Annotated in this window: 12 protein-coding genes; 4 read left to right on the top strand and 8 right to left on the bottom strand. The window is 70.1% G+C overall.

The features are described from left to right. Positions 1-195 precede the first annotated feature (195 nt). Together ACWCRB_RS06810 and ACWCRB_RS06805 are read left to right on the top strand one after the other, a co-directional pair. Positions 196-2,361 carry a RecQ family ATP-dependent DNA helicase gene (locus ACWCRB_RS06810; RefSeq protein WP_450995005.1) on the top strand — a complete coding sequence of 722 codons (2,166 nt, stop codon included), beginning with the start codon at positions 196-198 and terminating at the stop codon, positions 2,359-2,361. 279 nt (positions 2,362-2,640) lie between these two features. Further along, positions 2,641-3,282: a hypothetical protein gene (locus tag ACWCRB_RS06805; protein ID WP_369029330.1), complete on the top strand. Its 642-nt coding sequence runs from the start codon at positions 2,641-2,643 to the stop codon at positions 3,280-3,282. Between the two features lie 429 nt (positions 3,283-3,711). Here ACWCRB_RS06805 and ACWCRB_RS06800 read toward each other — a convergent pair whose 3' ends face one another. The 3 genes from ACWCRB_RS06800 to ACWCRB_RS06790 form a co-directional block, all read right to left on the bottom strand. Continuing rightward, positions 3,712-4,401 carry a hypothetical protein gene (locus tag ACWCRB_RS06800; protein ID WP_450995004.1) on the bottom strand — a complete coding sequence of 230 codons (690 nt, stop codon included), beginning with the start codon at positions 4,399-4,401 and terminating at the stop codon, positions 3,712-3,714. A 68-nt stretch (positions 4,402-4,469) separates the two neighbouring features. After that, the gene (locus ACWCRB_RS06795) at positions 4,470-5,171 is read right to left on the bottom strand and encodes a ribonuclease HII (protein WP_450995003.1); all 702 of its coding nucleotides are present in this window, start codon (positions 5,169-5,171) and stop codon (positions 4,470-4,472) included. A gap of 60 nt (positions 5,172-5,231) precedes the next feature. Further along, positions 5,232-5,855, bottom strand: coding sequence for a TetR/AcrR family transcriptional regulator (locus ACWCRB_RS06790; protein ID WP_235474398.1), 624 nt, complete (start codon positions 5,853-5,855; stop codon positions 5,232-5,234). A 226-nt stretch (positions 5,856-6,081) separates the two neighbouring features. Here ACWCRB_RS06790 and ACWCRB_RS06785 point away from each other — a divergent pair, with 226 nt between their 5' ends. Continuing rightward, a complete protein-coding gene (locus ACWCRB_RS06785) occupies positions 6,082-7,638 on the top strand; it encodes an MFS transporter (RefSeq protein WP_450995002.1) in 1,557 nt (518 codons plus the stop codon). A gap of 804 nt (positions 7,639-8,442) precedes the next feature. Here the strand turns inward: ACWCRB_RS06785 and ACWCRB_RS06780 are convergent. The 3 genes from ACWCRB_RS06780 to ACWCRB_RS06770 form a co-directional block, all read right to left on the bottom strand. Continuing rightward, positions 8,443-9,372, bottom strand: a complete 930-nt coding sequence (locus tag ACWCRB_RS06780; protein ID WP_450995001.1) for an ADP-ribosylglycohydrolase family protein — start codon at positions 9,370-9,372, stop codon at positions 8,443-8,445. Positions 9,373-9,384: 12 nt separating this feature from the next. Then, positions 9,385-10,044 (bottom strand): histidine phosphatase family protein, encoded by a 660-nt coding sequence (locus tag ACWCRB_RS06775; protein WP_235474401.1) that lies wholly within the window; start codon positions 10,042-10,044, stop codon positions 9,385-9,387. 126 nt (positions 10,045-10,170) lie between these two features. Further along, positions 10,171-10,776: a YdbC family protein gene (locus tag ACWCRB_RS06770; protein ID WP_235474402.1), complete on the bottom strand. Its 606-nt coding sequence runs from the start codon at positions 10,774-10,776 to the stop codon at positions 10,171-10,173. 154 nt (positions 10,777-10,930) lie between these two features. Between ACWCRB_RS06770 and ACWCRB_RS06765 the strand changes: the two genes are divergently transcribed. Further along, positions 10,931-11,464 carry a TerD family protein gene (locus tag ACWCRB_RS06765; protein ID WP_450995000.1) on the top strand — a complete coding sequence of 178 codons (534 nt, stop codon included), beginning with the start codon at positions 10,931-10,933 and terminating at the stop codon, positions 11,462-11,464. On the opposite strand, the gene ACWCRB_RS06760 is transcribed toward ACWCRB_RS06765, so the two are convergent. Both ACWCRB_RS06760 and ACWCRB_RS06755 read right to left on the bottom strand, forming a co-directional pair. Further along, a complete protein-coding gene (locus ACWCRB_RS06760; protein WP_450994999.1) occupies positions 11,455-11,985 on the bottom strand; it encodes a DUF2785 domain-containing protein in 531 nt (176 codons plus the stop codon). The two genes, ACWCRB_RS06765 and ACWCRB_RS06760, sit on opposite strands and share 10 nt — an antisense overlap. 167 nt (positions 11,986-12,152) lie before the next feature. After that, positions 12,153-15,050: a vitamin B12-dependent ribonucleotide reductase gene (locus ACWCRB_RS06755; protein WP_450994998.1), complete on the bottom strand. Its 2,898-nt coding sequence runs from the start codon at positions 15,048-15,050 to the stop codon at positions 12,153-12,155. Between the last annotated feature and the right edge of the window lie 87 nt (positions 15,051-15,137).

Genomic DNA, 15,137 nt, shown 5'->3' with positions numbered 1-15,137 from the left:
GCCTGTGGATAACCCCAATCAGGGACACGCCAAGGTGGCGCCAGGCAGGGCGAGCATGTGTTCGGGCGCGGGGAACGGACACCGGCGCCCGAACATGTCCGCCCACGCCCGCACGCATACGCGCGCGCCCGAGAGGTGGCCGTGATGCGCCGTCCCACGTCCCGGATGTCAGTGGCGTCCTGTTGTATGGGGTGCATGGAGCACACGAGCAACGCGGATCTCCGGGCGGCGGCCGACACGGTCCTCGCCCGCCTCGTCGGGGACGCCACAGGCGCCGCCCGGCTGCGCGAGGACCAGTGGCGGGCGATCGAGGCGCTGGTCGCCGACAAGCGCCGGGCCCTGGTCGTACAGCGCACGGGGTGGGGCAAGTCCGCGGTGTACTTCGTGGCGACCTCGCTGCTGCGGGCGCAGGGCAGTGGGCCGACGGTGATCGTCTCGCCGCTGCTCGCGCTGATGCGCAACCAGGTGGACGCCGCGGCCCGGGCGGGCATCCACGCGCGGACGATCAACTCCTCGAACACCGAGGAATGGGACACGGTCCAGGAGGAGATCGCGGCGGGCACGGTCGACGTCCTGCTGGTCAGCCCCGAACGCCTCAACAACCCCGACTTCCGCGACCAGGTGCTGCCCAAGCTCGCCTCCGCGACGGGCCTGCTCGTGGTGGACGAGGCGCACTGCATCTCCGACTGGGGCCATGACTTCCGCCCCGACTACCGCCGGCTGCGCACGATGCTCACCGACCTCGCGCCGGGCGTGCCCGTCCTGGCGACCACCGCCACGGCCAACGCGCGCGTGACCGCCGACGTGGCCGAACAGCTGGGCACCGGCGGCGCCTCGGACGCGCTGGTGCTGCGCGGCCCCCTGGACCGGGAGAGCCTGAGCCTGGGTGTGCTGCGGCTGCCGGACGCGGCGCACCGGATGGCGTGGCTCGCCGACCACCTGTCCGAACTGCCGGGCTCCGGGATCATCTACACGCTCACGGTGGCCGCCGCCGAGGAGGTCAGGGCCTTCCTCCGGCAGCGCGGGCACACCGTGGCCTCGTACACGGGGAAGACGGAGAACGCCGACCGGCAGCAGGCCGAGGACGACCTGCTAGGCAACAAGGTGAAGGCCCTGGTGGCGACGTCCGCGCTCGGTATGGGCTTCGACAAACCGGACCTCGGCTTCGTCGTGCACCTCGGTTCGCCCTCCTCGCCGATCGCCTACTACCAGCAGGTCGGTCGCGCCGGACGCGGTGTCGAGCACGCGGAGGTGCTGCTGCTCCCGGGCAAGGAGGACGAGGCGATCTGGGAGTACTTCGCCTCGCTCGCCTTCCCTCCGGAGGAGCTGGTGCGCCGCACGCTCGATGTCCTCGCGCGCGCGGAGCGACCGTTGTCGCTGCCCGCCCTGGAACCCCTGGTGGAGCTGCGCCGCTCCCGCCTGGAGAGCATGCTCAAGGTTCTCGACGTCGACGGGGCCGTCAACCGGGTCAAGGGCGGCTGGGTCTCCACGGGCCGGCCCTGGACGTACGAGACTGAGCGGTACGAGTGGGTGGCGCGCCAGCGGAAGGCCGAGCAGGAGGCGATGCGCGCGTACGCGTCGACGACGGACTGCCGGATGGAGTTCCTGCAGCGCCAGTTGGACGACGAGGGCGCCAAGCCCTGTGGCCGCTGCGACAACTGCGCGGGGGCCCGGTTCGCCCCCGACGCCTCCACGAAGGCGGTGGACGCCGCGCGCGCGGATCTGGGCCGGGCCGGTGTCGAGGTCGAGCCCCGGCGCATGTGGCCGACCGGGCTGCCGGCGATCGGAGTCGAGCTGAAGGGACGTATTCCGGCCGGTGAACAGGCCTCCACGGGGCGCGCGTTGGGCCGGTTGTCGGACATCGGCTGGGGCAACCGGCTGCGCCCGATGTTCTCGCCGCAGGCCCCGGACGGACCGGTGCCGGACGATGTGGCCAAGGCTGTCGTCGGAGTACTGGTCGACTGGGCGAAGGGACCCGACGGCTGGGCCTCTGGAGCCGCGGCGGCCCAGCCGCGTCCGGTCGGCATCGTCACCGTCGCCTCGCGCACCCGCCCGCAGCTGATCGCGTCCCTGGGCGCGCGCATCGCGGAGATCGGCCGGCTGCCGCTGCTGGGCAGCCTGGAGTACGCCGGTGACGCCCCGCCCGTGTCCCGCAGCAACAGCGCCCAGCGGCTGAAAGCGCTCGACGGGGCCCTGATCGTGCCGCCCGCGCTGGCCGCCGCCCTCGTCGATGCGCAGGGGCCAGTCCTCCTTTTGGACGACTTCACGGAGACCGGGTGGACCCTCGCGGTGGCGGCCCGGATGCTCCGCCGGGCCGGTGCTCGGGGGGTCTTGCCACTGGTCCTCGCCCTGCAGGGCTGATGACGCGTAGATGAACCGAGGTGGACACCCGGACCAACGGCACGTTCCCGGCCACCCCAGGCATCTACAAATGACACACCCGGCAGGGATATAATCCACAGATCACCAGAAGACGGTCGGTGGCCCCATTTGCTCGTTGCCGCAACCCAGTTCGACCGCAAGAATTGGAGTCCGCTCCCCGCACGGCATGTCCGTGGTCCGGCAGGGCTTCGCTGCGGTGTGCGCTCCCCCAAGTCCGATCTCCGCCCGCAGTGTGGGCGCGTAGCCGAAGGGAGGACCGTGACCTTCGGATTCGCTCCGTCTACCGCGGCATCCATGTCGACGTCTGCCGACCTGTCCGCCGCTTCCACCAACTCAGCAGCCCGCATGCTCGAACCCTCGGAGTGGGCCGCAGCCGGGATCCCCCTGCTGCGTAATCCGCGCGAGGTCGTCAGCGGACTGCACTCCAGGCACAGCCCCAGACCCGCGACCGCGATCGTGGCCGTCCTCGACACGGATGAGCGGGTACGGGCGAGCGCCTCGTTCACCCGTCGCTCGGCGCCGGCCGACGGCTGGATGTTCCGCAACTCGCTGCTCGCGCAGCTGCGCCGGGTCATCCCGCACGACCTGCGTCGCCGTACGCCGGTGCGTACGGCCGTCCTGCTCTACTGCCGTGACGGCGACGCCCGTTGGACGGAGGAGGACGGTGCGTGGATGTGGGGTCTGCGTGACGCGTGCACCCTGCACGGGCTGCGCTGCGGCGCGTACATCACGCTGACCCATGACGGCTGGCAGGTGCTGGGCGAGGGCCGCGGCGGGCGACGCCCGAACGCGGACTCGCCCCCGGAGCCCTTCGCCATGTCCGAGGCACCGCCACCGCTGCCGATGCCCCGCACCGGAGGCGCCGCCTCGGACATCCTGCGCCGCGCGGCGGCCCGCTGACCCCGGCGTCCGACAGGGCCGCGCCCGGCGGCCCCGGGTGACGTCCACGTCGTACAGGAACAGCCACCGCGGACAACGGCGTCCGCCTGGCACGACGTACGAAGCCGCACCAGAGCATGTGGCAGCACACCAGGACATGCGGCAGCGATCAACCCGCGCGCGTGCACGACGGATCCAGACCCAGACGCGCAAGCGCACGACAGCACGGCACACGGCGACTCGCCCGTACGGCATCCACAGCACACGACGGGCGCACGCGCACGCGTGCCCCCGTCGACCGTACGACCTCGCCCTGTTGCCCGGGCCATGACATCACCGACGCATGATCACCCGGACGCGGCGAAGCACGTCAGGGCACGTCGAACCGACCACTGTGCGAATACCGCTTCAGCGGCCCTCCGTCAGCCGGTCCGATGGCGCTGGACCGGCTCAGACCCCCGCGCCCAGCACCGAGTTGATCTGCTGCGGGTCGCCGCAGACGATCAGCAGGGCGCCGGCCCGACCGAGGGCCAGGGGAAGGGCAGCGGCTGCCGTGGCGTCGGCGCCGCCGTTGACGGCGACCACGACCACGGGACGGGAGCCGGCACGGCTCACAGCGGCGGCGTCGGCATAGAAGACGTCGTCGCCCGCGTCGTGCTGCGCCCAGTACGGGGCCTCACCGAAGGACAGCTCGTGCGCGGCCCACGGGTGCGGATCACCGGTGGTGATCACCAGCACCTCGCCGGGGGCACGACCCGACTCCAGGAGCAGATCGACGGCTTCCTCGGCAGCGTCCAGCGCACCCTCGGCCGAGGCCGGGATCAGCTGGATCTGCGGGGCCGCCGAAGCCGCGGAGGCAGGGGCAGAGGGGATGGAAGGGGCAGGGGCGGCCGCAGCCGCGGACGGCCCGGGCTTGACCGCGCCCGCGGTCGCGGCCACGGCGGTCGCCGGCGCTTCGTGCGGTGCGCGCTGGACCGGCGCCGTGGGCCGGAAAGGCCCCGGACGGCCGGGACGCGGCGCGGCCGCGGGGCGGGGACCGGGTACGGGACGGGGGGTCGGCGCGGTGCGGCCACTGGCCGGAGTGACGCGGGGACCCTGGGCACTCTCGTGAATCTGAGGCTCCTCGGGAATGAGAGGCATGACCTGATATTTATCAAACGCCGGTGCGACTCGCGTCGGCGGGTGGCACATGAGTGCGAACGGAACCGTCAGAAGTCGAAGCCGAGCTGGCCCTCGATCTCCGGAGCGTTCCCGTTCGCCCAACTGCGGGCCTTCTTGAGGTGCCGCCACTGGGGCAGCGCATCAAGGTAAGCCCACGACAGCCGGTGGTACGGGGTCGGGCCCCGCTCCTCCAGCGCGGCCTTGTGCACGGGAGACGGATACCCGGCATTGGCCGCAAAACCGAAGTCTGCATGGTCGATGCCCAGTTCGGCCATCATTTTGTCGCGCTGAACCTTGGCGATCACGGACGCCGCCGCGACCGCCACGCACGACTGGTCACCCTTGATCACCGTGCGGACCTGCCACGGCGATCCCAGGTAGTCGTGCTTGCCATCGAGGATGACCGCGTCGGGGCGGACGGGCAAGGCCTCCAGCGCGCGCACCGCGGCGAGCCGCAGCGCGGCCGTCATCCCCAGATCGTCGATCTCCTCCGGGGAGGCGTGCCCCAACGCGTACGACGTGACCCATTTCCGCAGTTCTTCCGCAAGTGGGGCACGCCGCTTGACCGCGATGAGCTTGGAGTCGGTGAGCCCCTCAGGGGGCCGCCGGAGACCGGTGACCGCCGCGCAGACGGTGACGGGGCCAGCCCACGCGCCCCGGCCCACCTCGTCGACGCCGGCGATGACCTTCGCTCCGGTCGTGGCGCGCAGGGAGCGCTCGACTGTGTGGGTGGGTGCTTCGTACGGCATGGCGGTCTCAGCCTACGCCGCCCGGAACCCCACGCGACACCCTGGTTCCCTCAAGCGACTTCAGGCACTTCCCGCCCGCAGCAGCGGAACCATCAACTGGTCGATCATCTCTTCGATGTCCGGCTCATGCCATTCACTCGCGCACATCTTCGAGCGGTACATCATCATCGCCGGAATGGCGTCGAGGACATAGCCGTTGGCGGCGTCGGGACGGGTCTCCCCCCGCGCGATTCCGCGGTCGATGATCTCCCGGAGGAGCCTTACCGTCGGCTCGACAAGCCCTCCGAAGATCACGCCCTGAAAGCGTTCCGCCTGTGGGCTGTCGCATTCGTGAATCACCGAGCGCAGCGCGAACCCGGGGCGCGAGAACATCGCCTCACGCACCTGACGGCACAGTTCGACGAGGTCGTCCCGCACGTTCCCGAGGTCGGGCGCCAGGTCGAAGCGCGGCAGCCCGGACTGGAGCGCGTCCGCGACGAGGTCCTCCTTCGAGGGCCAGCGTCTGTAGACGGCGGCCTTGCCGGTCTGGGCGCCTGCGGCGACGCCCTCCATCGTGAGGCCGTTCCAGCCGACCGTACTGAGCTGCTCCAGCGCGGCGTCGAGAATCGCGCGTTCGAGTACGGCGCCGCGCCGGCGAGGGGAGGCCGTCTGAGCGGGGGCGGCCGTCCAGCGCGAAGTAACCATCTGATGCGTCTCCAGCGGGCAGGGGTGAGCGGGCGGTGCGAGGATTATGAAGATTGTCGGTATTGAGGGGATCGCCGACCAGGTGAATCGCAGAGATTACCCGGGCGACCGGAGTGCGACACGGTGGCGACTTCAGTGAACGCTTGCGTTCACTGTCGGGGACTCACTACCGTTCGACGCAACAGTGAACGCGAGCGTTCACTAGTGCTCTTATGGGGGACCCATAGTGACTACCTCTTCATTGATGAAGGACCAGAAACCAGGTGCGGCCCGCCGGGAGGGGCATCCCGGCATAGCGCTCACCGTCATCGCGGCCTGCCAACTCATGGTGGTACTCGACGCGACGATTGTGAACATCGCGCTGCCGCACATTCAAGACGCTCTCAAGTTCAGTACCACCGACCTCACCTGGGTGGTCAGCGCCTACACGCTCACCTTCGGCGGTCTCCTGCTGCTCGGTGGCCGGGCGGGCGACATCCTCGGCCGCCGCCGGGTCTTCCTGACCGGCATCCTGGTGTTCATCGCCGCCTCGCTGCTGGGCGGACTCGCCCAGGAACCCTGGCAGTTGCTGGCCGCACGCGCCCTCCAGGGCGTGGGTGGCGCGATCGCGTCGCCCACCTCGCTGGCGCTCATCACCACCACGTTCGCCGAAGGCCCGGAGCGGAACCGGGCGTTCGGGGTCTTCGCCGCCGTCTCGGCGGGCGGCGGCGCCGTCGGTCTGCTGGCCGGCGGCATGCTCACGGAGTGGCTCGACTGGCGCTGGGTGCTCTTCGTCAACGTACCGATCGGCGTCCTGATCGCCGTGCTCACGCCGTTGTACATCAGTGAGTCCGAACGCCATCCCGGCCGCTTCGACCTCGTGGGCGCGCTGACCTCGACGCTGGGCATGGCGGCCCTCGTCTACGGCTTCATCCGCGCGGCGGAGGAGGGCTGGCGGGACAGTCTCACCCTCGCGTCGTTCGGCACGGCGGTGATCCTGCTGGCCGCCTTCGTGTTCGTGGAGATGCGCGCCAAGGAGCCGATCACCCCGCTGAAGATGTTCGCCGACCGCAACCGCTCGGGCACGTACGTGATCATGCTGAGCCTGGCCGCGGCGATGTTCGGCATGTTCTTCTTCATCGTCCTCTTCGTGCAGAACGTGCTGCTGTACACGCCGATCGAGGCGGGCCTCGCCTTCCTGCCGGTGACCTTCGCCATCGCCATCGGCGCGGGCCTGTCGCAGAGGTTCCTGCCGGTCCTCGGGCCCAAGCCGTTCATGGTGGTCGGATCGGCACTGGCCACTCTCGGCCTTATCTGGCAGGCCTTCATCACCCCCGACAGCTCGTACGTCAGCGGGGTGCTCGGACCGATGGTGGTGTTCGGGTTCGGCATGGGCCTGAACTTCGTGACGCTGACCCTGACAGCTGTCTCCGGGGTCGCCGCGCACGAGGCGGGCGCGGCGTCCGGGCTGCTCAACGTCACGCAGCAGGTGGGCGGTTCGCTCGGCCTCTCCATCCTGACGACGGTGTTCGGCGCGGCCAGCCGCAACGAGGCCGCGGAACAGGTGCCCAAGTTCCTCGCCGAGGCATCTCCGGAGCAGAAGGCGGAGTTCGCCAGGACCAATCAGCTCCCCGCTCCCTGGAGTCACGAGGTACTGGCCCACGGCATCTCCACGGCCTTCATCCCGGCCGCCGCGATGGCCGTACTGGCCCTCGCCACGGCCTGGTTCGTCATCCGCGTCCGCAAGAGCGACCTGGAGGCCCTGGCAGGCACGGCGAGCACCGCGGGTCCGGCGGGCGGCTGATCTCCCGGCAGCGGGCCCGCAGGCGCCGCCTGCGGGGTCGCGGTGCACGACGGCAGCCGTACGTCGCTCCGGACGCCGGAGCGACGTACGGCTGTGTGGCCCTCACCAGGCCGTCGCCCGCGCGGACGGTATCCGGTGCCCTGCGGGCACGCCGCCGGCAACGCGTACGTCACTTCGCGCGCCGCGTCAGCAGCGGCGCTGCGGGCCGTGCCCAGGCATCGCCCACGCGGACGGCGTCCCGCGGCCTGGCGACGCCCCGGCAGCGCCCCGCGCCACCGGCGCCCACCGAGGCAGCCACGACTGCGCGGCACCTCGCCGGGCTCGCCCTCGCCCGCCCCTGGTGCGCACTCCTGGACGTGCACGCACGCGCGCGCCGCACACCGTCGAGGCCCCGGTCGACACGACGATCGACTTGAGTGCCCCACGCGCGCGTGTACCGGCGCCACGGGTGACCGTCCCGCCAACGATGAGGTGTTCCACGCCGTACGCGCGCGTGTGCGGCACCGCCCCTCTTCGGCCGCAGCGACGTCTCCGCACGCGCGGCACTCCCACCCGGCCGCGCACCCCCGGCCCAAGGCCTGGTGCACGCGTGCGGCACGCCGACGACCGCTCGGCCGAAGTGCGGCTCACACGACTACGCCGCGCCGCGCACGGAACGGGCCGCCGCACGCCCGGCCGCTCCACAGGACGCGAGTGCTCTCCCCATCCCACGCGTGTGCGTGGCCGCACCTCTAACGTCGGCCCCCGGCACCAAACCGGCTCACTGCCCGAGCCCACCGTCCCAGGGCCCCGCACCCAGCAGGGCTACGCCCCCGCAGGCGCCCACTCCGGCAGCTTTTCCGTCCGCTCCAGCCACGCCTGTGGCGGTGCCCCCGCCTTCCCCGCGGCGAGTACGCCGCCCACGATGGCGCAGTTCGTGTCCACGTCGCCGCCCGCCTGGGCCGTGGCCCAGAAGGCCTCTTCGTAGTCGCCGAGGGCGCGCGCGGCGGACCAGAGCGCGAACGGCACGGTGTCGTGCGCCGTCGTACGCCGGCCACAGCCCAGTACGGCCGCGACCGTGCCCGCGTCGGCGTAGTCGAGCATGTCCCGGGCGCGCCGCAGCCCTGCGGCGACGGCGCTGCGCGGGACGAGCGCGATGACGCCGTCAAGGAGCGCACCGGGGCTCGGCGGGCCGTCCGGGGAGGCTGCCAGGGCGGCTGCCGCGGCGACGGCCATGGCGCCGACCACGGCCTCGCGGTGCTGGTGCGTGGGGTAGGCCGAGATCTCCGCCTGGTGGGTCGCCTGCTCCGGATCGTCCGCGTACCAGGCGCCCAGAGGCGCGATGCGCATGGCCGCGCCGTTGCCCCACGACCCCTGCCCGTTGAACAGGGCGGACGCCAGCTCGCGCCAGTCGCCGCCCTCCCGGACCAGCCGCAGGAGCCGGTTCACCGCGGGGCCGTACCCGCGGTCGAAGTCGTGGTGCTCGGCGAAGGAGTGGGCCAGCGCGTCCTGGTCGATGCGGCGGTGGGCGGCCAACACGGCCACCACGGAGCACGCCATCTCCGTGTCGTCGGTCCACTGCCAGGGCCCGGGCGGCAGCTCGCGGAGCCCCAGCAGCCGGTGGTTCACGGGTACGAAGAACTGCGACCCCAGCGCGTCCCCCACCGCGAGCCCGCGCAGGCTGGCCAGGGCGCGCTCCAGGCGCTCGTGCGAAGCGGAAGCGGGAGGGGAAGCAGGAGGGGAGTCAACTGTCATCGCCCTGCCACCCTAACCACTCACTCCATACGATTCCGGATCACGCCAGCGCTCGAACGGCCGGTCAAGCGTGTACCTGCCGTCACTCCCGAGAACGAGCATCCGCATCTCCGCGTTCCCCGGATTCGACAGCGACTCGAATTCCGCGACCGTCCAGTGGAACCAGCGCATACAGAACAGCCGCATGGCCAGACCGTGGGTCACCAGCAGCACATTGGGCGGATGGTCGGGTGCCTCGAAACTCCGGTAGAGGCTCTCCAGGAAGCCGCCGACCCGGTCGTACACATCGGCGCCGGACTCCCCCTGGGCGAAGCGATAGAAGAAGTGCCCGTACGCGTCCCGGTACGCCTTCTGCAGCTGTACGTCGTCCCGGTCCTGCCAGTTGCCCCAGTCCTGCTCGCGCAGCCGGGGCTCCTCGCGTACGCGTATGAGGTCGGGGTTCAGGCTGAACGCGCGCAGGGTCTCGTGGGTACGGCGGTACGGGGAGACGTACACGCTGACCTGCTCCTGCCCGAACACCTCGCGCAGCCGTTTGCCTGTCTCCTCCGCCTGCCGCCAGCCGCGTTCGGTGAGGGCCAGGGCATGGTCGGGTTCACGTTCGTAGACGGTGTCATCGGCATTGCCCATTGACTCGCCGTGCCGGACAAGGACGATGCGCCGTGGTCTTACCATGCCAAAACCCTAGATCGGGTCGGCGTCGAGCGGGCACTCGCACGGTCTCTATACGGCGTATGTCACACATGTCGTGCGCGTTGGAGCACTCAGAGTGCTGATCCCATGCGGATCTGATGCCGATCTTCAGACTATCCAGCTCGGTTCCAGCTCGACGATGTCGCCGGCGAGAGCCGCGACATCCGCCTCCAGCTGTGCCCGCAGTGCCAGCCGCTCCACGCGTTCGGCTCGGTACTTGCCGTGCTCGGCGGCCGACTGCCACATCGACAGGATCAGGAACTCGCTCCCCGGCGCCTCGCCGAACAGTCCGCGCACCATGCCGGGCGAGCCCGCCATCGCGGGGTTCCAGACCTTCTCCTGCATCAACGCGAAGTGCTCGGCGCGCTCCTCGTGGACACGGCAGTGCGCGACCCGTACCAGGTCGGAGTCCGTGAAGCGCGGCTCGAAGCCGGTCTTCACGTCGAACCGGTGGTCGAAGAGCTTGACCTGCTGTTCCTTGAAGGTGCCCGACTGAGTGGTGGCGAGCCGGTCATGGGACCGGGCCATGAAGGAGTCGTAGAAGGCACGGCTCTCCCAGAAGGCGAAGACGTGTGCCACACCGGGACGCCCCCGGCTCCAGCCCCCGCCCTGCCCCCGGAATCCCGGCTCCCCCAGAAGTCCCGCCCACTTTCGCTGCCCCCGTTCGAAACCGCGGCGGTCCACCACGGTGCAGCGAATCCACTTGACCAGCACCGCGCCATCGTAAGGCCACGGAGCGTGGCGCCGGTCACGCTCGGGCGGACTGCAACCGCGCGAGCGCCCCCGCGCACGTGGCACGATGGACAACCAGCTGTGATGTACCGGCAGTTGGAACATCCGCACACGGCGAACGGGGAAGGGAAGTCTGGTGAAGGCCCTCAACAAGGGGATCCGCAAGGCCGAAGTCTCACTGAAGTGGGATCCGAGTCCGGCGGGGCAGCCGCCCACCGATCTCGACATCGTCGCCGCGACCTACCCGGCGACCGATCCGTACGGCGATCCCGCCTATGTGGTGCACTTCGACAGCCGCTCCCCGGACGGCACGATCACCCTCAACCGGGACAGCAAGGACGGCAAGGGCTTCGGCTGGGACGAGGTCATGACGCTGGAGTTCGACCGCCTGGCCGCGCAGTACGCGCGCGTGGTGGTCGGTGTCATCATCCAACAGCGCTCCACGCACCGGACGTTCGTCAGCGTCGTCAAGCCCGGCCTGCGCATCCGCGAGGGCTACAGCGTCCTGGCCGAGGACGACTTCGGCGGCGTCCTCGGGTCTACGGCGGCCACGGTCGCGGAGTTCGTCCGCGACGAGACCGGGTCGTGGGACTTCCACTCCGGCGTCCAGGGCTTCGAGGACGACCCGGCGACGTTCACCAGGACGATGGGCCGCACCCGTCAGACCTGATCCCTCCCCGAAGGGGAGGGCAGACAAGGGGTGACGATCGCGAGGGTGGCGGCCAGGGCATCGAGTACGGCCTCCCGATGGGTGACCGTGCTCGGCGGGCCGTCCCCTCCCGGCGCCAGCAGTCCGCGGTCCGTCAGCAGGTTCGGCCACCCCGATCCCCGGCCGGCACAGAACCTGGGCAGCGCACGGGCGATCCGGTCGTCCTCCTGAGCGTCGAGGACATGATCGGTGTCGGCCAGCAGCCGTGCGACGGCCAGTTCGATCAGCGGTGCGGGCTCCTGCTGCGGGCGCCGTGCGAGAGCCGCCAGCAGATCGGCGCCGTGCGCGGCGGCGTACACCCAGCCGAGCGTGGTGTCGTACCCGCGCAGATCGGCCTCCCCCGGGTACCACCCGGCGAACGCCTCCCACCACTCCTGCCGCCAGTCCCCGCGTCGACGATCCGGGCGAGGACAAGGGGAGCGAACGCACGCGCCTGAACGCCGGGATCGTCGAACAGCCCGGCCGTCCGGTCCCCGAGCCACCGCCGCTCCGCCGCGTCGAGAGCGGCTGCCCGAGCAGCCGCCGAGAGCTCACCGACCTCACCGTCGTGACGCTGCGACTTGTCATCCATGGACGGAGGTTACGTGGCCCACGACACGACGACGGAGGGGCCCCGGCGCGAAGCCGGTGCCCCTCCCTCACTCACTGATCAGCTGCAACCGCTGGTCGACCCGCAGCCCTCGCAGATGTAGCAGGACCCGGCCCGCTGCATCTTCGTGCCGCAGGAGAAGCACAGCGGAGCGTCCGCCTGGATGCCCAGCTGCATCTCCACCAGTTCGGCGCTGGTGTGCACCTGCTGCAGAACCGGCTGGACCGCTTCCGCGGCGGCCTTCGGGGTCGCCACGGCCTTCAGCTCCTGCGCGCGGGGCGCCGACTGGGCCAGGCCCTCGATGTCGACCTCGTCGTCCGTCGGCTCGTAGGAACCCGTCTCCAGGTGACGCTGGCGCTCGTCGGCGGAGTGGATGCCGAGGGCGGAACGCGTCTCGAAGGGAAGGAAGTCCAGCGCGAGGCGGCGGAAGATGTAGTCGACGATCGACTGGGCCATGCGGACGTCGGGGTCGTCCGTCATACCGGCCGGCTCGAAGCGCATGTTCGTGAACTTCGAGACGTACGTCTCCAGCGGCACGCCGTACTGCAGACCCACCGAGATGGCGATCGAGAAGGCGTCCATCATGCCCGCGAGGGTCGAGCCCTGCTTGGACATCTTAAGGAAGACCTCGCCGAGACCGTCGTCCGGGTAGGAGTTGGCGGTCATGTAGCCCTCGGCGCCGCCGACCGTGAAGGACGTCGTGATGCCGGGGCGGCCCTTGGGAAGGCGCTTGCGGACCGGGCGGTACTCGACGACCTTCTCGACGGCCTCACGGATCGTCGCCTCGGCCTTCGCGGTCACCTCGGTCTTCTCGTCCTCCTTCTTCTTGACGGAGAGCGGCTGACCGACCTTGCAGTTGTCGCGGTAGATCGCGAGCGCCTTGACGCCCATCTTCCAGGCCTCGAAGTAGATCTCCTCGACCTCCTCGACGGTCGCCGTCTCCGGCATGTTGACCGTCTTGGACAGGGCGCCGGAGATCCAGGGCTGGATCGCGGCCATCATGCGGACGTGGCCCATCGCGGAGATGGTCCGCTCGCCCATGGCGCAGTCGAACACCTCGTAGTGCTCGTGCTTGAGGCTCGGGGCGTCGATCACATGGCCGTGCTCGGCGATGTGGGCGACGATCGCCTCGATCTGCTCCTCCTGGTAGCCCAGGCGGCGCAGGGCCTGCGGGACCGTGCCGTTGACGATCTGCATCGAGCCGCCGCCGACGAGCTTCTTGAACTTGACCAGCGCGAGGTCGGGCTCAAGACCCGTGGTGTCGCAGGACATCGCGAGACCGATGGTGCCGGTCGGGGCGATGACGGACGCCTGCGCGTTACGGAAACCGTTCTTCTCGCCGATGCGGACGACGTCCTGCCAGGCCTCCGTGGCGGCGGCCCAGATCGGGGTGTCCAGGTCGTCGATCCGGACGGCCTTGTCGTTCTCGTCGGCGTGCTGCTTCATGACCCGCAGGTGCGGCTGCGCGTTGCGGGCGTAGCCGTCGTACGGGCCGACGACCGCGGCGAGTTCGGCGGAGCGGCGGTACGAGGTACCGGTCATCAGGGAGGTGATGGCACCGGCCAGGGCACGGCCGCCCTCGGAGTCGTACGCGTGACCGGTCGCCATCAGCAGGGCGCCGAGGTTGGCGTAGCCGATGCCGAGCTGGCGGAACGCGCGCGTGTTCTCGCCGATCTTCTGGGTCGGGAAGTCCGCGAAGCAGATGGAGATGTCCATCGCGGTGATGACCAGCTCGACGACCTTCGCGAAGCGGTCGATCTCGAAGGACTGGCGGCCCTTGCCGTCGTCCTTGAGGAACTTCATCAGGTTCAGCGAGGCGAGGTTGCAGGACGTGTTGTCCAGGTGCATGTACTCGCTGCACGGGTTCGAGCCGTTGATACGGCCGGACTCCGGGCAGGTGTGCCAGCGGTTGATCGTGTCGTCGTACTGGATGCCCGGGTCGGCGCAGGCCCAGGCCGCGACGGCCATCTTGCGGAAGAGCTCCTTGGCGTCGACCTCCTCGATGACCTCGCCGGTCATCCGGGAGGTGAGCCCGAACTTGCCGCCCGCCTCGACCGCCTTCATGAACGTGTCGTTCACACGGACCGAGTTGTTGGCGTTCTGGTACTGGACGGACGTGATGTCGTCGCCGCCCAGGTCCATGTCGAAGCCCGCGTCGCGCAGGGCGCGGATCTTCTCCTCTTCCTTCACCTTGGTCTCGATGAAGTCCTCGATGTCGGGGTGGTCGACGTCGAGGATGACCATCTTGGCCGCACGGCGGGTGGCGCCGCCCGACTTGATCGTTCCTGCCGACGCGTCCGCGCCACGCATGAAGGAGACCGGGCCCGAGGCGTTGCCGCCGGAGGAGAGCAGTTCCTTGGAGGAGCGGATCCGGGAGAGGTTCAGGCCGGCGCCGGAGCCGCCCTTGAAGATCATGCCCTCTTCCTTGTACCAGTCGAGGATCGACTCCATGGAGTCGTCGACGGCCAGGATGAAGCAGGCCGAGACCTGCTGGGGCTGCGGGGTCCCGACGTTGAACCAGACGGGGCTGTTGAAGCTGAAGATCTGGTGCAGGAGGGCGTACGCCAGCTCGTGCTCGAAGATCTCGGCGTCGGCCGGGGAGGCGAAGTACTTGTACTCCTCTCCGGCCTTCGTGTACGTCTTCACGATGCGGTCGATGAGCTGCTTGAGGCTCACCTCGCGCTGCGGGGTGCCGACCGCACCGCGGAAGTACTTGCTGGTGACGATGTTGACCGCGTTCACCGCCCACTCGGCGGGGAACTCGACGCCACGCTGCTCGAAATTGACCGAGCCGTCGCGCCAGTTGGTCATGACGACGTCACGGCTCGCCCACTCGACCTCGTCGTACGGATGCACGCCGGGGGTGGTGTGGATGCGCTCGATGCGCAGCCCCTTGCTCGCCTTGGTGCTGCCCTTGGCGCGGGAACTCCGTGCCGGACCGCTCGCCGTCTCTGTCATGCCGCCTCCCTGTATCGGGCAAAACGCCCAGAAGTGTCACGTTGTTCCCATGACACGGTGTTGTTTCTCGTGCTGCGGGCACCCTTC

Source organism: Streptomyces sp. NPDC002156, from assembly GCF_053593675.1.
This window is presented reverse-complemented; position numbering and strand designations above follow the sequence as displayed.